Genomic DNA, 19,053 nt, shown 5'->3' with positions numbered 1-19,053 from the left:
CCGCCCCGCGTGCGGCACGCGAGGCCGTGCGTGCCGCGCGCGAGCGGGACCGTCGGCCGAGCCCGATCGCCCGGACTCAGGCCGTGGCCCCCGGGAGCCGGTCGATGATCCCGCCGAGGTCGGTCCGGGCGGGCAGGGTGCCGAAGGCCAGGCCGCGGTCGCCGGCCAGCCGGGAGGCGCAGAAGGCGTCGGCCACCGCGTGGGGGGCGTGCCGGACGAGGAGGGAGCCCTGCAGGACCAGGGCCATCCGCTCCACCAGGAGGCGGGAGCGGAGCTGGGCGTCCTCGTCGAGCACGAGTCCGCCGCGCAGGTCCCGCCAGGCGGCGTCCAGTCGCGCGTCGCCACCCGCGGCGGCCTCGACCTCCGTGCGGAACGCCTCCAGCGACTCCGGCTCACGGGCCAGCGCCCGCAGGACGTCGAGGGCGTTGACGTTGCCCGAGCCCTCCCAGATGCCGTTCAGCGGAGCCTCGCGGTACAGGCGGGGCATGCCCGACGCCTCGTCGTAGCCGTTGCCGCCCAGGCACTCCAGGGCCTCGGCGACGGCGGCCGGCTGGCGCTTGCACACCCAGTACTTGCCGACGGCGGTGGCCAGCCGCAGGAACGCGCGCTCGCCGTCGTCGCCGCGCTGGGCGCGGTCGGCGGCACCGGCGACCCGGAGCGCCAGGGTGGTCGCCGCCTCCGACTCGACGCCGAGGTCGGCGATGACGTTCCGCATGAGCGGCTGGTCGACGAGCCGGGCGCCGAGCACCGAGCGGTGCCGGATGTGGTGCGCCGCCTGCCCGAGCGCGGCCCGTGTGCCGGAGGCGGAGCCGAGGATGCAGTCGAGACGGGTCATCGTGACCATCTCGATGATGGTCCGCACGCCCTGCCCCTCGGGGCCGACGAGCCAGGCGACGGTGTCGTCGAACTCCGGCTCGCTGCTGGCGTTGCTGCGGTTGCCGAGCTTGTCCTTCAGCCGCTGGATGCGGAACGTGTTGCGGCCGCCGCCGGGAAGCACCCGTGGGACCAGGAAGCAGGACAGCCCGCCGGGTGCCTGGGCCAGGACGAGGAACAGGTCGTTCATGGGGGCGCTGGTGAACCACTTGTGGCCGCGCAGTCGCCAGGTGCCGTCCGCCGCGGCGGTCGCCGTCGTGGTGTTGGCGCGGACGTCCGTACCGCCCTGCTTCTCCGTCATGCCCATCCCGGCGAGCAGCCCGCGCTTGGCCGACGGGGCGCGCAGCCCGGGGTCGTAGACGCGGCTGGTGAGCAACGGCTCGTACTCCTTGGCCAGTTCCGGCGCCGCGCGCAGAGCCGGGACGACCGCGTAGGTCATGGACACCGGGCAGCCGTGGCCCGCCTCCGCGGTGCTCCACACCATGAAGCCCGCCGCGCGGGCGACATGGGCGCCGGGGCGGCTGTCCGCCCAGGGCGCCCCGCCGAGGCCCTCGCCGATCGCGACGTCCATCAGGGCGTGGTACGAGGGGTGGAAGTCGACCTCGTCGACGCGGTTGCCGTAGCGGTCGTGGTACGACAAGGGGTCCGCGAGGACCTCGCGCAGGACGACGGCCGCCGCCCCGCGAGCCGCGTCCGGSAGGKCGACGGCGGCGGCGCCGCAGGCCCGGCCGGGGTCGACGAGCTGGCCCGGCGCGTCGACGCCGGCGAGGCACGCGCGGTGGCCGCCGTCGAGGAGGCGGGCACCATGCTCGGCCTCGCCCTGTCCGGCGCGGTCAACCTGGTCGACCCGGAGACGGTGGTGCTCGGCGGCATCTACCCGCGCCTGATGTCCCGGCTGGGCCCGGCCGTCGAGGCCGAACTCGGCCGCCGGGTCGTCTCCGGCCTCTGGACCCCCTCCGCGGGCCGGCTGCGCGCCGCCTCGGCCTCCGCGGACGCGGCTCGCGGGGCGGCGGCCGTCGTCCTGCGCGAGGTCCTCGCGGACCCCTTGTCGTACGCGGCCTGACGCACCGCCGGACGCCTGCCGTCCGACTCTCATCCGCCTCTCACCCCGGCCTTATCCGGCCATCACCCCGGGTGCCTAGCTTCGCGCCCATGTTCTTCACCTACCTCCGGCGCGAACTGCGCCGTCGCAGAAAGGCGGCGCTGGTCGTCGCCTCCGGGCTCGCGCTCGGTATCGCGCTGGTCATCGTCGTCAACTCGGTCGCCTCCGGCATGAAGCAGGCGCAGACCCAGGTCCTGGAGTCCCTGTACGGCCTGGGCACCGACCTCACGGTCACCAAGGCACGCGAGGAGCCCAAGGCGGGCGAGCAGCCGAACCGGCCGCGGTTCGAGTTCCAGGGCAAGGGCGACGGTGAGGAACAGAGCAGCGACCGCCTGATGGTCCAGGGCTTCCAGACCCTCGCCGCGTCCACCGTCGCCACCGTCGCGAAGCAGGACGGCGTCGCCCACGCCGTCGGCGGACTGAGCCTCACCAACCTGAAGGTCAACGGCGAGTTCAAGCGGGGCGAGATCCAGCGTGGCGAAGGGGGGGCCCAGCCGGCCCAGCCCGGCGGACCGGGCGGTTCCGGAGGCGGCTCCGGCCGGAGCGACACCGTCACCGGCGGCGGCGCCGCCTTCGACGTCGACTCCTTCTCGCTCTACGGCACCGACGTGACCGCTCCGGACCTCGGCCCCCTCACCACCTCCACGATCACCACGGGCCGCACCTTCAAGACCACCGAGACCGACGCCAAGGTGGTGGTCGTCGACAGCGCCTACGCCAAGCAGGAGGGCCTCTCGGTCGGCAAGACCCTCACCGTGAAGGGCGTCGCGTTCCAGGTCATCGGCATCGCCACGGCCGACAGCGGCCAGGCGGCCGCCCAGGTCTACCTGCCCCTGAAGCAGGCGCAGACCCTGTCCGGCTCCAAGGACCAGATCACCACGGTCTACGTGCAGGCCACCGACTCCACCCGCATCGACGGTGTCAAGGCCGCGATCCAGAAGAACGTCGCCGGCACCACCGTGACGACCTCCGCCGACCTCGCCGAGACCGTCTCCGGATCCCTCGACACGGCCGCCAACCTCGCCACCAACGTGGGCCGGTGGCTGTCCTACGCCGTCCTCGTGGCCGCCGTCCTCGTCGCCGGACTGCTCACCTCCTCCGCCGTCAGCCGCCGCGTCCGCGAGTTCGGCACGCTCAAGGCGCTCGGCTGGAAGAGCGGCCGGGTGACCCGGCAGGTGATGGGCGAGGCCCTCGTCAACGGCCTCATCGGCGGGGCCCTCGGGATCGCCGTCGGTCTCGGCGGCGCGTACCTCGTGACCGCGATCAGCCCGAACCTCACCGCCGAACTCGGCTCCCGAGCCCTGACCGGCGGACCCGGTGGCGGAGGCGGCCGGGGCTTCGGCGGCCCGATGGCCTCGGTCGCCGGGGGCGGCGGAGGCAACACCCTCGACATCGCCCTCACCGCGCCGGTGAGCGTCACCACCGTCGGACTCGCCGTCGTGCTCGCCCTCGGCGGCGGCCTGGTCGCGGGCGGATTCGGCGCCTGGCGCGCCTCCCGGCTGCGCCCCGCCGACGCCCTGCGCCGCGTCGAGTAGCCCCCACCCCTTTCACGTACCGCAGGAGTTGCACCATGTACGAACTCACCGGCGTCACCAAGCAGTACCGCAGGGGCCAGGAGAGAGTCGACGCGCTCGCCGGCGTCGACCTCACCATCAGCGAGGGCGACCGTCTGGTCATCCAGGGACCCACCGGTGGCGGGAAGTCCACCCTGCTGCAGATGCTCGGCGGCCTCGACCGCCCCACGGCGGGCAGCGTCCTGCTCGACGGGATCGATCTGGCCAAGCTCTCGGAGAGCAGGCTGACCACCGTGCGCAGCCAGAAGATCGGCTTCGTGTTCCAGAGCTTCAACCTCATTCCCACGCTCACCGCCCAGGAGAACGTCGAGACCGCGCTCGTCCCGCTCGGCCTGAAGGCCGGCGAGCGGCGGAACCGGGCGGCCGAGGCGCTGGAGTCGGTCGGCCTCGCCGAGCGCCTCGGGCATCTGCCGTCCGAGCTGTCCGGCGGTCAGCAGCAGCGTGTCGCCATCGCCCGCGCGCTGGTGAAGCGCCCGAAGGTGCTGCTCGCCGACGAGCCGACGGGCAACCTCGACGAGTCGATGCGCGACGAGATCGTGGAGCTCCTCGAAGGGCTGTGGAAGGAGCACGGACTGACCTTCGTGATGGTCACCCACGACAGCGTCATCGCCCGTCGCGCGCCGCGCCTGGCGACCATCCGGAAGGGGCGGATCACGATCAAGGAGAATCGCCCGGCCGACGCGGTGGAGGCCTGACACCGCCGGTGCGGGGGCGTCCAGCCCTGAAGCCCCCGCACCGGCAGCCGGTCGGAAGGACCACCCGTCCGGGGCGTCACGTCCTCTGTGCGACGGTTCATACCTCATCGGCTGGCATGATCCGGTTCATGACTGAATCGACGACCGGACCGACGCCGTACCTGCCCCCGGGGGCCCGCGTGTTCGTCGCGGGCCACCGCGGCCTCGTCGGCTCGGCGGTGGCCCGTCGGCTGACCGCGGACGGATACGAGGTGCTGACGCGCGGGCGCGCCGAACTGGACCTGCGCGACGCGGACCGGACCGCCGCCCACCTCGCCCGGACCCGGCCGGACGCCGTCGTCCTCGCCGCGGCCAAGGTGGGCGGGATCATGGCGAACAGCGCGAGCCCGGTGCAGTTCCTGGAGGACAACCTCCGGATCCAGCTGAGTGTGATCGCCGGCGCGCACGCCGCGGGGGTGCCGCGGCTGCTCTTCCTCGGCTCGTCCTGCATCTACCCCCGGGAGGCGGCCCAGCCGATCACCGAGGAGGCGCTCCTCACCGGCCCTCTGGAGCCCACGAACGAGGCCTACGCGCTGGCCAAGATCGCGGGCATCGCCCAGATCCGGGCGTACCGCAGGCAGTACGGCGCCGCCTACGTCTGCGCGATGCCGACCAATCTCTACGGCCCCGGCGACAACTTCGACCTGGCGACCTCGCACGTCCTGCCCGCGCTGATCCGCCGCTTCCACGAGGCCCGCGAGGCCGGCCACGAGCAGCTCACGCTGTGGGGCTCCGGCACGCCGCGCCGGGAGTTCCTGCACGTCGACGACCTGGCCGAGGCGTGCGGCCTGCTGCTGCGGACCTACGACGGCGACGAGCCCGTCAACATCGGCTGCGGCGAGGACCTCACGATCCGCGAACTCGCCGCCGTGGTCGCCGATGTGACGGGCTACCGGGGCGAGGTGCGCTGGGACCCGGGCAGGCCCGACGGCACACCGCGCAAGCTGCTCGACGTGTCCCGGCTGCACGCGCTCGGCTGGAAGCCCTCGATCGGGCTGCGCGAGGGCATCGCCTCCACCTACGCCTGGTGGCGCGCGTCGCGGTAGGCCCCCACGCCGTGCCGTCGCGCGTCACCCCTCCGGATCGTCACCCGGAGGGGCTTCGGGGTGCCCCACGGGGCCCGCGGCTCACCCGGACGAATCAACCGCAGTGATCGGCACCGTAGTTGGTGCCCTTCGCGGTGTTGCCGCCGTAGACGATCTCGGCGGAGACGTTGATGCAGCGGCCTGCGGCGTTCACCGTGACCGGGCCGGCGTAGTACTTGAACGGGTAGTAGCCCTCGTAGTCCTGCGTCACCACGTGGCAGGTGGAGGAGGTGGAGGTCTCGGAGCAGCGGGTGATCTGCACCTCCATGTACTTGTCCTTGCCGTACCCGCCCGCGGTGGTGGCGACGTTCACCGCACAGTTGTTGCCGGTCGCCGCGTCGTAGTAGACGTAGATGTTCCCGTACGTGGCGGAGCCGTACTTCACGGGATAGGTGGCGATCTGGCTTCCCGTGCAGCCGTAGCCGCCGGCCGAGGCCGTGGGAGCGCCGACGACCAGAATCGCCGCCGCGATGCCCAGGGATCCGAGCATCGCCGTTGCCTTACGGAGCATGACTGCTTCCCTCTCGCTGTGGTTCGCGTGGACGGTGCAGCGGCGCTCCCGGCCGGCGCCGTCCGTTGTCCCGGACATGCCGATGATCGCCGCGTCGGCCGCGATGTTACGAGTCGATCCCCGGCTTCACAACCGTTGCTTCGGCCAACGCGGAACGCGGGGAACCGAGGTGGGCGAATCGTCCCGCGGCGCGACAACTCCCTTTGCAGCAAAGCAATGTGAAGAGGCATCAGTGTGACCGGAGTCATGTGCGTGATCGTTGGCTTTGATCGATCACCGGCTACGGCTCTCAGCGAGCCTCGTCCGCAGGCTGAGCGACACCACGCGGTCCGAGCTGTGCGGCGCGCCCGCCGCCACCGCGGCCCACTGCACGCACGCCGCGGGCTACCTGAACTCCAGCGGCGGCTCGACCTCCGCGGTCTGCTGAGGCCCGCGGCGGACCCGCCGCACGCGCCGGAGCCGCGCGGCAGGCCGTTGTCAGTGGCGGCCCCTACCGTTCTCGACATGACGACGAAGACCTATCTGGAGCTGTCGCAGGACGGCGGCGGTGCGCACAAGTTCTACGAAGTGACGGTCGAGGATCTGGTGGTGTCGGTCCGATACGGACGGATCGGCGCCGCCGGCCAGACGCAGACCTCGACGTTCGCCACCGCCGAGAAGGCACGTGCCGCGGCGGCGAAGAAGATAGGCGAGAAGGTCCGCAAGGGATACGCCCCCGCCGTCCAGGGGCAGCGTGCGGCGCGCTCGGTCACCCGCCGCGAGGTCGCCTCGGCGCCGTCGACGGCCCGCGCGGTCGCGCCGGTCCTGTGGCGCTTCCGCACCGGTTCCGCGGCCTTCGGCATCCACGTCGACGACGAGCGCTGCTGGGTCGGGAACCAGTCCGGCGACGTCTACACCCTGAGTCACTCGGGCGAGGTGCAGGCCCGGTTCAGCCTGCCGGACGGAGTGAAGTGCCTGGTCGCCGACGACTTCTGGATCTACGCCGGCTGTGACGACGGCCGGGTGTACGACCTCTCGTCGAAGCTGCCCTTCGCCGCCTACGACATCGCCGCGGACGTCGACATCTTCTGGCTCGACATCCACGAGGGCGTGCTGGACGTCGCCGACCGCTCCGGCCGGCTGACCGTCATCGACCACGAGGACGAGCACCAGTGGTCGCGCACCGGCCGCGGTGAGCACGCCTGGATGGTGCGGGCCGACGACCGGGGCGTCTATCACGGGCACACCGGGGGCGTGACGGCGTACGCCCCCGACGGCGGCGGCGAGCTGTGGCACACGGCCACCGAGGGCGGGGTCCTCTTCGGCTGGCAGGAGGACGACTCCGTGTACGCGGGCACCGCGCGCAGGAAGGTGCAGCGCCTCGCGAAGAAGGACGGCCGGATCGAGGCCGTGTACGCCTGCGACAGCCCCGTCTACTCCTGCGCGACCTCGCCCGGTGGGCGGTTCGTCTTCGCCGCCGACTCGGCCTCCTCCGTGTACTGCTTCGCCGAGGACGGCACCCGCCTGTGGAAGCTGGGCACCGGCGGCGGGTCGGCGCTCTCCATGCAGTACCGCGACGAGCGGCTCTACCTGGTGACCACCGACGGCTCACTGGTGTGCGTGGACGCGAGCGAGGCGGCGATCACCGCCGCCCAGCAGGGCACGGTGCCGGTCGCCCGGGACGTCAAGCTGGCCGCGGCCCTGCCCACCTACGAGCCGGCGACGACCGTCTCGGCCGTCACCACCGTCGTGTCCGCGCCGGCCGGTTCGGTGGTCGTCGAGTGCGTCCAGGAGGGGGGCCGGACCCGGGTGCACGTGCTGACCGACGGTTACGAGCGGTCCTGGAACGTGCAGTTCCCCCGGGCGATCCGGGAACCGGGCGCGCGCTACGCGGTCGACGCGCTGCACGCCGCCTCGGGCGGCTTCTACCGGGTGCGCGGGGACATCCGGCGGCTGCTGTGACCGGCGGGACCTTCGAACCGGCCACGGGGGACGGGCCGCCGCTGCCGCCGGAGGCGGCCGAGCAGCGGTCCCGGGAGGTGCGGGCGGCCCTCGAAGGGCTGCTCCAGATCCGCCGGCTGACCGGGCACCGGGACGGGGACCCCCGGGAGTTCCCCGCCGACTGGGAACGGCGCCGGCCCGTCCGGGCGGTCGCGCTCGCCCTGGAGGCGGCACGGACCGCGCCCTCGGCCGTCGACGCCACCGGCGCCCGGGTGGCGACGGGCTACCGGGTCACGGCAGGCGAGCGGCCCGGCACCGCCGTCGTCGAGTGGCTGGGGCCGCCCGGCGGCGGGGCCGCGCACGAGGAGGAGTCCGCGCTCGCAGCCTGCGTGCCCGTCCTCGAAGGGCTCGGCTGGGAGGCGTTGCTGTACCGGGGGCCGCGGCGGCGGAGGTTCCTGGAGGTGGAACCGGCCCACCGGTGAACGGCCGGGCGGCGGCCCGTCAGGCGATGGAGGCGGAGACGATCGCCGAGACCGCGATGTTGCAGGACGCCGTGACCCAGACCGCCGGGTGAGGCTGCGGATCCACCAGCGTGGCCCCCAGCCTGCCGGGCGTGATCAGGTCCACCACCAGGAACGCCACGGCCATCATCACGAGTCCGAGCAGGCCGAACGCGGCCGTGGAGACGAGGCCCTTGCCGAAGTCGTGGTAGGTCGTCCAGATCGACGTGAAGACGATGCCGCCGATGCCGAGCAGGGCGGAGCTGAGCAGCAGGGCGGCGTTGCGGTTGCGCTCCTCCCATATCTGCCGGCCGATCTTCCCCGGGGTGAGGAGGTCGACGAGGACGATGCCGAGGATCAGCAGCACCACGCCGAGTGCGCCGTAGGCGGTGGCCCGGCCGAGGCCGTTGACGATGTCGGTCATGGATGCCGGCTCCGAGGGGAGAGTGATCGTGATGATCGCGGTCAAGGACCGGCAAAATGTAGCGCATGCGCGGAAGGCCCCGGCCGGGTGGCCGGGGCCTTCCCCGCGCGGGAGTTCACACGCCGGCGGGCAGCGTCTTCGCCCTGGCCCGCACGCGGATCGCGGTGACGATCTCGACCGCCCCCAGCACCAGCAGCCAGACGCCGACCAGGACGGTCAGCACCCGGGCCGACTCCAGCGGGGACACGATCAGCACGATGCCGGCGAGCGCGCTGACGATCCCGAGGAAGATGTGCCAGCCGCGTGCCGGCATCGATTCGTCGGAGGCCGCCGCCATGGTCTGGGTGATGCCGCGGAAGAGCCATCCGATGCCGATCCACAGCGCGAGCAGCAGCGTCGACTGCATGGCGCCGCGGAAGCAGAACAGACCCAGCAGGATCGACACCGCGCCGCTGATGAAGGCCATCACCCGCAGCGCGGTGGTGGCGTGGGTGCCGAAGGCGGCGACGAGTTGCATCACGCCGCTGAACAGCAGGTAGAGACCGAACAGCACACCCGCGACGCGGAGTGTGGCGTCCGGCCACACCAGCACGACCACTCCCAGGGCCATGGCCATCAGGCCCGCGATCAGCACGGCCTGCCAGGCGAGGTCGGCGATCATGCGCAGGGGCCCCGGTGGCAGGTCCCCGGGGTGCGTGGGCCGCTCGGGCGGCGGTTCGTATGTCCGGGTCATGGGAGGACTCCCGTCGTCGGGCGCGGGGCCGTGCGGGGACGCACGGTCAGCGCGGTTCGGCGTAGGCGCGGAGGAAGAGCGCCTCGGCCAGCGCCATGTTCTCGATCTCGGACGGATCCACGCTCTCGTTCGGCGCGTGGATGAGGCAGCCCGGCTCCTCCACGCCGATCAGCGCGATCTCCGCGTCCGGGAACCGGCCGGCCAGCACGTTGCACAGCGGGATCGAACCGCCCTGCCCCGACTCGACCATGTCCTTCCCGTACGCCTCGCGCATCGCGGCGCCCAGGGCCCGGTAGGCCGGGCCGTCGGTGCGGGCGCGGAAGGGCTGCCCGGCGCTCTCGGCCTCCACCTCGACCCGCGCGCCCCACGGCGCCGCCGCGACGAGGTGGTCGGTGAGCGCGCGCCGGGCGTCGTCCGCGTCGACGCCCGGGGGGACGCGCAGACTGACTCGGGCCCGGACCTTCGCCTGCACGGCCGCCGACGAGCCCACCACCGGCGGGCAGTCGATGCCCAGCACCGTGACGGCCGGCCTGGCCCACAGCTCGTCGGCCACCGAGCCCGTGCCGAGCAGGGACACGCCCTCCAGGGCGCCGACGTCGGCGCGGAACTGGTCGGCCGGGTAGTCCACACCGTCCCAGACCCCGTCGGCGGCCAGCCCCGTGACGGTGGTGTTGCCCTTCTCGTCGCGCAGGCTGTCGAGGATCCGTACCAGCGCGGCCAGCGCGTCGGGCGCGGGGCCGCCGAACATGCCCGAGTGCATCTCGCCCTTCAACGTCGAGACGGTGACGACGACGTTGGTCAGGCCGCGCAGCGAGGTGGTGGCGGTGGGCAGGCCCAGGGCGAAGTTCCCGGTGTCGCAGATCAGCAGGCAGTCGGCGTCGAACAGGTCCGGTTGCCGCGGCACCAGCTCCTCGAGGCCCCCGGTGCCCTGCTCCTCCGAGCCCTCCGCGACGAACTTGACCGAGACGGGGAAGCCGCCCCCGTGCGCCCCGCCCAGGGCCCGCAGCGCGGTGAGGTGCATGGCGATGTTGCCCTTGCAGTCCGCGGTGCCGCGCCCGTACCAGCGGCCGTCGCGTTCGGTCAGCTCGAAGGGCGGGGTGGTCCAGGCGTCGTCGTCGAGCGGCGGCTGCACGTCGTAGTGGCAGTAGAGGAGCACGGTGGGGGAGCCGGCCGGGCCGGGGGCGTGGCCGACGACCGCGTCGGTCCCGTCGGGGGTGGTCACCCGGCGCATGTCCGTGAGTCCGGCCTCGGTGAAGGCCCGGACCAGGAAGTCGGCCGTCCTCGCGCACTCCTCGGGCGGGAACTGCCGCGGGTCCGCGACCGAGCGCATCGCGACGAGCTCGGTCAGGTCCTGCTTGGCGCGCGGCATCAGGGCCCGGATCCGCTCCCGCAGCGCGGCGGTCTCGGCGGACTGCGTGGACGGGGTGGACTCGGCGGTCATGCGTACCCACTTCCCTCGGGCCGGCCCTTGGCCGGTGGCGGCGCTCTCACTAAAGCAATAGCGGGCAAATGCCGCAAAACATGACCCGTACGGCGCAGTATCGCGCGGTCGCCGGGCGTCCCCGCGACCAGAGTGGAGACGTACGCCCTCGCGGACCGCCCGCGGTACGTCCACGCGCCACCGCGTGACACCCCCGCCCCACGACGCRCGGCGCACGCCCCGCGATCCCGCACCCCCCACGTACCGGGAGACCCCATGAACCTCAACCGACGCGACCTCGGGCTCCTCGTCCTACGGGTCGGCACCGGCGCCGTCCTGGCCGCGCACGGAACCCAGAAGCTCTTCGGCTGGTTCGGCGGAGGCGGCATCGAGGGCACCACCCATGCCATGGAGGCGATGGGCTTCTCACCGCCGCGCGAGAGCGCGATCGCCGCGGGTCTCGGGGAGGCCGGCGGCGGCGTCCTGCTCGCCCTCGGCCTCGCCACCCCGGCCGCCGGCGCCGCCGCGGCCGGTGCCATGGCCGGCGCGGTCTCCGTGCACGCCCCGGCCGGCTTCTTCGCCCAGGGAGGCGGCTTCGAGTACCCCGCGTTCCTCGGCTTCACCGCTGCCGCCATCGGCGTCGCCGGCGCGGGCCGCTACTCCCTCGACCACGCCACGGGCCACGTCCTCGACCGCCGCTGGGTCGTCGCCACGGCCTTCCTCGGCAGCGCGCTGGCCGCCGCGGCCGTGGTCGGCCGCCGCGCCGCGGCCCAGTCGGACGACGACGACACGGACGACGGCGAGGACCTCTGAGCCGCCGCGGCTGACGAAGGCGGCACCCGGGGCCCACCGACCGGGCGGCCCGCCGCGAGGAGCACGGGGTCTCCGGTCGACGCACCGTCCCCCGGCCGCCCGCGCTCCGGTCGGGGCCGCGGCCCGCCGCCTCGGGTGGGAGCCGCTCGCCGCGACCAGCCCGCACCCGCCCGCGACCTCGTGTGATGCCGGGCACGCGCGCCCGACGAGGCCCCGCCCGCGTGTTAGCGTCCGGCGGTGACCTCCCCGGCCCTGGACGCTGCCCCTCTTCCTCCCGGCGGCGGCGCGGCCGGCGACGGACGCGAACCGCTCGGTCTCCTCGACCTGTTCGGGGACGACTTCGTGCGCGAGCCGTTCCCCTGGCTGGACACCCTGCGCGCCGAGTCGCCGGTGCACCACGATCCGGGCACCGGCCTGTGGCTGGTCAGCGGCTACGAGGACGTACGGCGGGTCCTGCTCGACCCGGCCGCGTACCGTCCGGACAACGCCCAGCACGCGGTCGACCCGCTGCCCGTCCCCGTCCTGCGGGTGCTCGCCCGGTCCGGCTTCCGCCTGCCGCCCGCCCTCGCGAACAACGGCACCCCCAGCCATCACGGGCTGCGCCGCACCGTCACCCGCTTCTTCAACGCCCAGCGGGTGGCCGCGGCCGTCCCGGTCATCGAGCGGATCGCGGACGAACTGCTCGACACGGCGGGCGCGCGGACGGCCGCCGGTGGCGAGTGCGACCTGTTCGAGACCTTCGCCCAGATCCTGCCCTGCCGCGTGCTGATGGAACTGCTCGGCATCGAGGGCGTCGACCCGGCCACCCTGGTGCGCTGGAGCGACGCGTCGCTGGAGCTGTTCTGGGGGCGGCCCGCACCGGAGCGGCAACTGGAACTGGCGGAGCTGGCGGGCGAGTTCCACCGGTGGCTCACCGCGACCGTGCGCGACGCCGAGGCCGCGCCGGACTCCTTCGTCGGCGCGCTGGCCCGCCACCTGCTGCCCGACGGCCGGCCGCTCGACGTCGCGACCGCCGTCGGCGCGTGCTTCTTCGTCTTCATCGCCGGGCAGTCCACGACCGGGCAGCCCGCCGCACCGCGGAGGAGGCCGCGCGTCCCGTGCGGCCCCCTGCGCCTCGGCCTCGGCGGCCGTCACGGCACGCGCGGCCTCCTCCGCGGTGCGGCGGGCCTTGTCCGCCGACCGTTCCGCCTCCCGCGCCGCCTTGTCGGCGCTCGCGGCCGCGGTCCGGGCGGTCCGCTGCTCCCGGCGCGCCACGCGGAGTTCCTCCTCCGCCTCGGTGACCCGTTCCGACGCCTCGTCCGCGGCGCTCCGCGCGTCGTCGCGCGCCCGTCGGGCCGTGTCGAGCGCGGCCGCCCGCTCCCGGGCCGCCGTGTCGGCCTCCCGGGCCGCCTCGCGAGCCCGGCGCAGCCGCGCGTCGTCCGGCTTCCCCGTCTGTCCGGCCTTCCCGGTCCTTCCCCGCGGAGCGGCCGGCTTCCTGCGAGGTACGGGCGGGGCGCCGCGCTTCGGGTGCCGCGCGACGGCCTCCGCCTCGGGGGCCACGGCGCCGAAGCCGACGACCGGTTCCGGCGCCCGGACGAGCCGGCCCGCCGCCCACCGATCACCGGCCTCGGGATCCGCGAGCACGGCGTGCAGGACTTCCGTCACCTCGCGCAGGACGGCCTCGCTCACGGGCTGCCCGGCGTCCCGCGCGAGACCGGCGGCCTCACGTGCCAGGGCGGCGGTGACCTGGTGCTGCCGGCGACCCGCCTCCCGCAGTGCGGGGGCGTCGAGGGTGCGGTGGGCCTCCCGCAGGGCGCGGCCGAGGGCCAGCAGCCCTTCGGCCTCCTCCGGCCGCTCCCGTGCCAGGTGGTTCGCGACCCAGGCCGCCAGGGTCGGGCGGCGCAGGCCGGCGATCGCCTTCGCCGCCTTCGCGTCCTTCGCCTCGCGCGCCTCGGCGACGTACGCGTCCCGCGCGGCGACGAACCGTTCCGGCGGGAGGCCGTACAGCTCGGTGGTGATCCGCTCGACGTCCACGCCCCCACTCTGTCCACCGCGCGGCCGGCCGGCGAGCCGGAGCCCGGGCCGGGGCCGTCGCGGCCCCGGCCCGCGCTACGCGCAGGAGGGGCAGAGTCCGCGGTACGTGACCTCGACCTCCGAGACGCTGAAGCCGAACCGCTCTCCCGCCGCGAGACCGTCCAGCAGGTCGCCGGTGGGGTGGACGTCACGGATCAGACCGCAGCCGGAGCAGACCAGGTGCTGGTGCGGGTTGCGGGCGTTGGGGTCGTACCGCTTCGCCCGGCCGTGGGTGGACACCTCCAGGACCTCGCCGAGCAGGACCAGTTCGCCCAGCGTGTTGTACACGGTCGCCCGGGAGATCTCGGGCAGCCGCGCCGCCGCGCGGGCGTGCACCTCGTCGGCGGTGAGGTGCACGTGGTCGCCGTCGAGTACCTCGGCGACGACGCGGCGCTGCGAGGTCATGCGCCAGCCGCGCCCGCGCAACCGCTCCAGCAAGTCGCTCATATCGGCTCACCCATTCAGGTTCGGCGGAGTTCCCGGCGGACTGGACGTGCGTCCGGACTCCTATCGGGTAGGGCTTTGGCGTGCATCTTGACTTGGATTGAGTCCATCGTAGGATCGGTTCTGTTGAGAGCCAAGGGGACGGCACGATCCAGTACGGCAGGAGACAGCGACGTGAGGGCCACCGCCGGAACACCGCGCGGCGCGGGTGTGCCGCGGCGGACCGCCCGCGTCCCGGCGCCCGGCACCCACCGCCGTCGACGCCCGCCGCTCCATCCGCGGGACCTGCCCGACGCCGTCCGAGGCCCGGGACTTCTCGGCCCGCGAGGCCGAGGCCGCGCGCCGGGGCACACGCCCCGAACGTTCCACCACCAGCAGTGCCCGAGCACCGTGAACCGCCTGGTCCGGAGGGATTTACATGTCTGAGAACCACGACGCGATCGTCGCCGACGCGAAGAACGAGGGCGGCGGTGGCTGCCCCGTCGCGCACGGGCGCGCCCCGCACCCCACCCAGAGCGGCGGGAACAGCCAGTGGTGGCCGGAGCGCCTCAACCTGAAGATCCTGGCCAAGAACCCGGCCGTCGCCAACCCTCTGGGCGAGGAGTTCGACTACGGCAAGGCGTTCGAGTCGCTCGACCTCGCCGCGGTGAAGCGCGACATCGCCGAGGTGCTGACCACCTCGCAGGACTGGTGGCCGGCCGACTTCGGCAACTACGGCCCCCTCATGATCCGGATGGCCTGGCACAGCGCGGGCACCTACCGGATCAGCGACGGCCGCGGCGGCGCCGGCGCCGGCCAGCAGCGCTTCGCCCCGCTGAACAGCTGGCCGGACAACGGCAACCTCGACAAGGCCCGCCGCCTGCTCTGGCCGGTCAAGAAGAAGTACGGCCAGAGCCTGTCCTGGGCCGACCTCATGATCCTCACCGGCAACGTCGCCCTGGAGTCGATGGGCTTCGAGACCTTCGGCTTCGCCGGCGGCCGCGCGGACGTCTGGGAGCCGGACGAGGACGTCTACTGGGGCCCGGAGACGACCTGGCTCGGCGACGAGCGCTACTCCGGCGACCGGGAGCTGGAGAACCCGCTCGGCGCCGTCCAGATGGGGCTCATCTACGTCAACCCGGAGGGGCCGAACGGCAACCCGGACCCGATCGCCGCGGCCCGCGACATCCGTGAGACCTTCCGCCGGATGGCGATGAACGACGAGGAGACGGTCGCCCTGATCGCCGGCGGCCACACCTTCGGCAAGACCCACGGCGCGGGCCCCGCGGACGCGGTCGGCGCCGACCCCGAGGCCGCCCCGATCGAGCAGCAGGGCCTGGGCTGGAAGAACTCCCACGGCACGGGCAAGGGCGGCGACGCCATCACCAGCGGCCTCGAGGGCATCTGGACCGACACGCCGACGCAGTGGGACAACAGCTTCTTCGACATCCTCTTCGGCTACGAGTGGGAGCTGTTCAAGAGCCCGGCGGGCGCCCAGCAGTGGCGGCCGAAGGAGGGCGCCGGGACGGACACCGTGCCGGACGCGCACGACCCGTCGAAGCGGCACGCCCCGACGATGCTGACGACGGACCTGTCGCTGCGCTTCGACCCGGTCTACGAGCCGATCTCGCGCCGCTTCCACGAGGACCCCGCCGCGTTCGCGGACGCCTTCGCGCGCGCCTGGTACAAACTGACGCACCGTGACATGGGTCCGGTCGCGCGCTACCTCGGGCCCGAGGTCCCGTCCGAGGTGCTGCTCTGGCAGGACCCGCTGCCCGAGGCCACCTACGAGCCGCTCGCCGCCGCCGACGTCACCGCGCTCAAGGAGCTGGTCCTCGGCTCCGGCCTGACGGTCTCCCAGCTGGTGTCGACCGCGTGGGCCTCTGCCTCCTCCTTCCGCGGCAGCGACAAGCGCGGCGGCGCCAACGGCGCCCGGATCCGCCTCGAACCGCAGCGGGGCTGGCAGGTCAACGAGCCCGACGAGCTGGCGTCCGTCCTCCGTGTCCTGGAAGGGGTCCGGGAGTCCTTCAACTCCGCCCGGCCCGCCGGTCAGGGCGTCTCGCTGGCCGACCTGATCGTGCTCGCCGGCTCGGCGGGCGTGGAGAAGGCCGCCGAGGCCGCGGGCTTCGCGGTCGAGGTGCCGTTCACGCCGGGCCGCGTGGACGCCGCCCAGGACCAGACGGACGTGGAGTCGTTCGCCGCGCTCGAGCCGTCGGCCGACGGCTTCCGCAACTACCTCGGCAAGGGCAACCGCCTTCCCGCCGAGTACCTGCTGCTCGACAGGGCGAACCTGCTGACGCTCAGCGCCCCGGAACTGACGGTCCTGGTGGGCGGCCTGCGCGTGCTCGGCGCCAACCACCAGCAGTCCTCGCTGGGTGTCTTCACGACGACCCCCGGGTCGCTGACGAACGACTTCTTCGTCAACCTGCTCGACCTCGGCACCGAGTGGACGGCGACCTCCGCGGACGCGAACACGTTCGAGGGCCGCGACGCCGCCACGGGCGAGGTCCGGTGGACCGGCAGCCGGGCCGACCTCGTCTTCGGCTCGAACTCCGAACTGCGCGCGCTGGCCGAGGTCTACGCGAGCGACGACGCGAAGGAGAAGTTCGTGCGGGACTTCGTCGCCGCCTGGAGCAAGGTGATGGACCTGGACCGGTTCGACGTCGCCTGATCCCGTGAGGGGGTGTCCCGTCGGCCCGGCCCCGGCCGGTTCGACGGGACACCCGCCGGGTCCGGGCGGCCGACGCCCACCGGGTCCGGGCCGGCCGGCGACGGCGGGCCCGGACCTTCCCGTTCCGCACGTGGTACGCGCCCTCCCCGGAGCGGCACGTACCGCTCCGGGACCGGCCCGGGCCGGCGGCGGTCCGCCGTCAGCCGGCAGCGGCCAGGTCCGCCGGGGCGGAGACGGGGAGGCGGTCCGACGGCGCCGCCGCGTGCTCGGGCGGCACGGTGGCCCGGAAGACGGTGCCCTCCCCCGCCACCTCGACCCGCTCCCCCGCGGGCACGTACACGGCACGGCCGGGCCCGATCCGCAACGTGGCCGCCGAGGACGTCAGCAGGGCCTCCCCCTCGGTGCACAGGACGATCTGGGGTGCGTCCCCGCCCAGGGGCCGCGGGGAGCCGCCGGCCCTCAGCGTGATCCGGGAGAGCCGGAAGTCGTCGACCGGGGCGGGGTAGACGTACTCGCCCCCGATCCCCTCCGGCCCCGGCCCGAGGACGCGGGACGGCGGAGCGGCGAACCGGACGACCCTGAGCAGTTCGTCCGTGTCCACGTGCTTGGTCGTCAGTCCGCACCGCAGGACGTTGTCGGACCCGGCCATCACCTCCACGCCGAGCCCGGACAGGTACGCGTGCGGGACACCCGCCCCGAGGTGGAGCGCCTCGCCCGGCGCGAGCCGCACATGACGCAGCATCAGCGCGGGCAGGAGCCCGGCGTCGCCCGGATGAGCCCGCGCGATCGCCCGGTAGGCGGCGAAGTCCGCGCGCCAAGCCCCTTCCCGCTCGGCCGCGCGCGCGACGGCCTGGGTGACGGCGTCCAGCAGGCCGGGCCCGGGGCCGAGGAACGCGGTGAACACGGCCCTCAGCGCGGACTCCTCCGGAGCCGTCCGCAACGTCCCGGCGTACGGGCGCAGGGCGGGAACCCCCAGATCGTCGAGCAGGGCAGCGCACTGCGCGGGCGGCCTGAAGCCGCACAGCCCGTCGAAGGCGGTCAGGGCCACGATCGTCTCCGGCTTGTGCTGCCCGTCCCGGTAGTTGCGGTGCGGGGCGTCCAGCGGGACGCCCCGCGCGTTCTCCGCCGCGAAGCCCGCGGCCGCCTGCTCCGCGTCCGGGTGGACCTGGAGCGAGAGCGGAGCGTCCGCGGCGAGCAGTTTCAACAGGAACGGCAGCCGGGGGCCGAAGCGGCGCAGCACGGACGCGCCCAGCTCCCCGCCGGGGTCGGCCGTGATGACGCGGTCGAGGGGGACCGTCGCACCGCCCCGTTCGACCCGAGAAGGCGCCGCCGGGTGGGCGCCCATCCACAGTTCGGCCTGGGGTTCGCCGGTCGGTGGGAGGCCCATGAGCCGGGGCAGAGCGGTGGTGGAGCCCCACGCGTAGGGCTGGACGGTGGTGGAGAGGAGGTCCATGGCGTCTGTTTCCTGGGCGGAGGAGGCGTGCGGGCGAACACGGTTCCGGCGGGAGGCGACCGGCGGGAGAACAGCGGTCGGAGCGCAGGCGATTCCGGGGCTTCGGGGTCGTTTTCGGTCGTTCTGGGCAGGCGCGGCCGGCGGCGCCGCACCGGTTCCCGTCGATGGCGTCCCGCCGCGTCCCGCTCGTGCGCTCCGCACACTCTGCCTCGACTTTGACAACGTTGTCTAGTAGGGCACGTACCGCCCGGTCACCCCTCGGTCCACCCGCGAGCGATTTGCCTGCTCTGCCGAAGAATGGGGTAATTGATCAGGTATGCACACTCTCTCCGCCCGCACGACGGGAGCCAGGCATGACCGACGGACCCGAGCCGCTCAGCGCGGTCGCCCGCGAAGCCCTGGAGCGGGAACTGGCCGACCTCCGCGGTGAACGCGGCACGGTCGCCGGCACCCTCGACGACGAGGACTTCGCGGGCGACCGCGCGGACCAGGCCGACGAGTTGCAGCGCGCCACGGAACTCGACCGGCTGGACCGGCGGATCTCCGAGATCCAGGGCCGGCTGAGCGAGGGAGCCGTCGCGGGTCCGCCCCGTACCGACGCGATCGGGGTGGGCAGCACGGCGACGGTACGGTTCGAGGACGGCACGGAGTCCACGGTCCAGATCGGCGAGGTGGCCGAGGCGCTGGACCGGACGCTTGTCACCGCCCACAGCCCGCTGGGCCGAGCGCTGCTCGGCCACCGCGCCGGTGACACCGTGTCCTACC

The 19,053-nt window shown here is 73.9% G+C and carries 18 protein-coding genes; 10 read left to right on the top strand and 8 right to left on the bottom strand.

From position 1 onward, the window contains the following. Nucleotides 1-76 precede the first annotated feature (76 nt). Nucleotides 77-1,513 (bottom strand): acyl-CoA dehydrogenase family protein, encoded by a 1,437-nt coding sequence (locus EAO71_RS22360; protein ID WP_261992285.1) that lies wholly within the window; start codon nucleotides 1,511-1,513, stop codon nucleotides 77-79. Here EAO71_RS22360 and EAO71_RS22355 point away from each other — a divergent pair. The 4 genes from EAO71_RS22355 to EAO71_RS22340 all read left to right on the top strand — a co-directional run bounded on the left by EAO71_RS22355 (nucleotide 1,502) and on the right by EAO71_RS22340 (nucleotide 5,329). Then, the gene (locus EAO71_RS22355; protein ID WP_410093998.1) at nucleotides 1,502-1,936 is read left to right on the top strand and encodes an ROK family protein; all 435 of its coding nucleotides are present in this window, start codon (nucleotides 1,502-1,504) and stop codon (nucleotides 1,934-1,936) included. The two genes, EAO71_RS22360 and EAO71_RS22355, sit on opposite strands and share 12 nt — an antisense overlap. 89 nt (nucleotides 1,937-2,025) lie before the next feature. Next, entirely contained in the window at nucleotides 2,026-3,510 is a 1,485-nt protein-coding gene (locus tag EAO71_RS22350; RefSeq protein ID WP_147979605.1) for an ABC transporter permease, read from the top strand. A 35-nt stretch (nucleotides 3,511-3,545) separates the two neighbouring features. Next, nucleotides 3,546-4,244: an ABC transporter ATP-binding protein gene (locus tag EAO71_RS22345; RefSeq protein WP_147979604.1), complete on the top strand. Its 699-nt coding sequence runs from the start codon at nucleotides 3,546-3,548 to the stop codon at nucleotides 4,242-4,244. Between the two features lie 116 nt (nucleotides 4,245-4,360). Continuing rightward, complete coding sequence (locus tag EAO71_RS22340) at nucleotides 4,361-5,329, top strand: GDP-L-fucose synthase family protein (protein ID WP_147979603.1); 969 nt, start codon at nucleotides 4,361-4,363, stop codon at nucleotides 5,327-5,329. Between the two features lie 94 nt (nucleotides 5,330-5,423). On the opposite strand, the gene EAO71_RS22335 is transcribed toward EAO71_RS22340, so the two are convergent. Next, nucleotides 5,424-5,879 (bottom strand): hypothetical protein, encoded by a 456-nt coding sequence (locus tag EAO71_RS22335; protein WP_147979602.1) that lies wholly within the window; start codon nucleotides 5,877-5,879, stop codon nucleotides 5,424-5,426. A 259-nt stretch (nucleotides 5,880-6,138) separates the two neighbouring features. On the opposite strand from EAO71_RS22335, the gene EAO71_RS37825 reads away from it, so the two are divergent. The 3 genes from EAO71_RS37825 (at nucleotide 6,139) to EAO71_RS22325 (ending at nucleotide 8,281) form a co-directional block, all read left to right on the top strand. Next, a complete protein-coding gene (locus EAO71_RS37825) occupies nucleotides 6,139-6,306 on the top strand; it encodes a hypothetical protein (RefSeq protein ID WP_187282785.1) in 168 nt (55 codons plus the stop codon). A gap of 77 nt (nucleotides 6,307-6,383) precedes the next feature. Then, nucleotides 6,384-7,820, top strand: a complete 1,437-nt coding sequence (locus tag EAO71_RS22330) for a WGR domain-containing protein (protein ID WP_147979601.1) — start codon at nucleotides 6,384-6,386, stop codon at nucleotides 7,818-7,820. After that, nucleotides 7,817-8,281 (top strand): hypothetical protein, encoded by a 465-nt coding sequence (locus EAO71_RS22325; protein ID WP_147979600.1) that lies wholly within the window; start codon nucleotides 7,817-7,819, stop codon nucleotides 8,279-8,281. The genes EAO71_RS22330 and EAO71_RS22325 overlap by 4 nt, the downstream gene beginning before the upstream one ends. A 19-nt stretch (nucleotides 8,282-8,300) precedes the next feature. Here EAO71_RS22325 and EAO71_RS22320 read toward each other — a convergent pair whose 3' ends face one another. From EAO71_RS22320 to EAO71_RS22310, 3 genes are all read right to left on the bottom strand, one after another. Continuing rightward, nucleotides 8,301-8,723 (bottom strand): DUF350 domain-containing protein, encoded by a 423-nt coding sequence (locus EAO71_RS22320; protein ID WP_147979599.1) that lies wholly within the window; start codon nucleotides 8,721-8,723, stop codon nucleotides 8,301-8,303. Between the two features lie 115 nt (nucleotides 8,724-8,838). Next, nucleotides 8,839-9,456, bottom strand: a complete 618-nt coding sequence (locus EAO71_RS22315; protein ID WP_147979598.1) for an HdeD family acid-resistance protein — start codon at nucleotides 9,454-9,456, stop codon at nucleotides 8,839-8,841. Between the two features lie 46 nt (nucleotides 9,457-9,502). After that, on the bottom strand, nucleotides 9,503-10,897 hold the full coding sequence (locus EAO71_RS22310) for a dipeptidase (protein WP_147979597.1): 1,395 nt from the start codon (nucleotides 10,895-10,897) through the stop codon (nucleotides 9,503-9,505). Between the two features lie 255 nt (nucleotides 10,898-11,152). Here EAO71_RS22310 and EAO71_RS22305 point away from each other — a divergent pair, with 255 nt between their 5' ends. Continuing rightward, entirely contained in the window at nucleotides 11,153-11,689 is a 537-nt protein-coding gene (locus EAO71_RS22305) for a DoxX family membrane protein (protein ID WP_147979596.1), read from the top strand. 590 nt (nucleotides 11,690-12,279) lie between these two features. Here EAO71_RS22305 and EAO71_RS39070 read toward each other — a convergent pair. Both EAO71_RS39070 and EAO71_RS22295 read right to left on the bottom strand, forming a co-directional pair. Next, a complete protein-coding gene (locus tag EAO71_RS39070; RefSeq protein WP_261992284.1) occupies nucleotides 12,280-12,729 on the bottom strand; it encodes a hypothetical protein in 450 nt (149 codons plus the stop codon). A gap of 1,048 nt (nucleotides 12,730-13,777) precedes the next feature. Beyond that, entirely contained in the window at nucleotides 13,778-14,188 is a 411-nt protein-coding gene (locus EAO71_RS22295) for a Fur family transcriptional regulator (protein ID WP_147979633.1), read from the bottom strand. Nucleotides 14,189-14,603: 415 nt separating this feature from the next. Between EAO71_RS22295 and katG the strand changes: the two genes are divergently transcribed. Continuing rightward, a complete protein-coding gene (gene katG / locus EAO71_RS22290) occupies nucleotides 14,604-16,835 on the top strand; it encodes a catalase/peroxidase HPI (RefSeq protein WP_147979595.1) in 2,232 nt (743 codons plus the stop codon). Nucleotides 16,836-17,034: 199 nt separating this feature from the next. Here katG and manA read toward each other — a convergent pair whose 3' ends face one another. Beyond that, nucleotides 17,035-18,288: a mannose-6-phosphate isomerase, class I gene (manA, locus tag EAO71_RS22285; RefSeq protein WP_147979594.1), complete on the bottom strand. Its 1,254-nt coding sequence runs from the start codon at nucleotides 18,286-18,288 to the stop codon at nucleotides 17,035-17,037. Between the two features lie 353 nt (nucleotides 18,289-18,641). On the opposite strand from manA, the gene EAO71_RS22280 reads away from it, so the two are divergent. Then, nucleotides 18,642-19,053: GreA/GreB family elongation factor (locus EAO71_RS22280; protein ID WP_187282784.1), on the top strand; the 412-nt coding region annotated here is incomplete at its 3' end.

Origin of the sequence: Streptomyces sp. MS191, from assembly GCF_008042125.1 — a bacterium.
Taxonomy (GTDB): Bacteria; Actinomycetota; Actinomycetes; order Streptomycetales; family Streptomycetaceae; genus Streptomyces.
Note: the sequence above shows the minus strand (reverse complement) of the source record. Positions and strands in the feature narration are given on the sequence as shown.

Coding starts and splice junctions, on each gene's coding strand:
- EAO71_RS22350 (WP_147979605.1), top strand. CDS start 2,026: ATGTTCTTCACCTACCTCCGGCGCGAACTGCGCCGTCGCAGAAAGGCG.
- EAO71_RS22345 (WP_147979604.1), top strand. CDS start 3,546: ATGTACGAACTCACCGGCGTCACCAAGCAGTACCGCAGGGGCCAGGAG.
- EAO71_RS22340 (WP_147979603.1), top strand. CDS start 4,361: ATGATCCGGTTCATGACTGAATCGACGACCGGACCGACGCCGTACCTG.
- EAO71_RS22335 (WP_147979602.1), bottom strand. CDS start 5,879: ATGCTCCGTAAGGCAACGGCGATGCTCGGATCCCTGGGCATCGCGGCG.
- EAO71_RS22330 (WP_147979601.1), top strand. CDS start 6,384: ATGACGACGAAGACCTATCTGGAGCTGTCGCAGGACGGCGGCGGTGCG.
- EAO71_RS22320 (WP_147979599.1), bottom strand. CDS start 8,723: ATGACCGACATCGTCAACGGCCTCGGCCGGGCCACCGCCTACGGCGCA.
- EAO71_RS22315 (WP_147979598.1), bottom strand. CDS start 9,456: ATGACCCGGACATACGAACCGCCGCCCGAGCGGCCCACGCACCCCGGG.
- EAO71_RS22310 (WP_147979597.1), bottom strand. CDS start 10,897: ATGACCGCCGAGTCCACCCCGTCCACGCAGTCCGCCGAGACCGCCGCG.
- EAO71_RS22305 (WP_147979596.1), top strand. CDS start 11,153: ATGAACCTCAACCGACGCGACCTCGGGCTCCTCGTCCTACGGGTCGGC.
- EAO71_RS39070 (WP_261992284.1), bottom strand. CDS start 12,729: ATGAAGACGAAGAAGCACGCGCCGACGGCGGTCGCGACGTCGAGCGGC.
- EAO71_RS22295 (WP_147979633.1), bottom strand. CDS start 14,188: ATGAGCGACTTGCTGGAGCGGTTGCGCGGGCGCGGCTGGCGCATGACC.
- katG (WP_147979595.1), top strand. CDS start 14,604: ATGTCTGAGAACCACGACGCGATCGTCGCCGACGCGAAGAACGAGGGC.
- manA (WP_147979594.1), bottom strand. CDS start 18,288: ATGGACCTCCTCTCCACCACCGTCCAGCCCTACGCGTGGGGCTCCACC.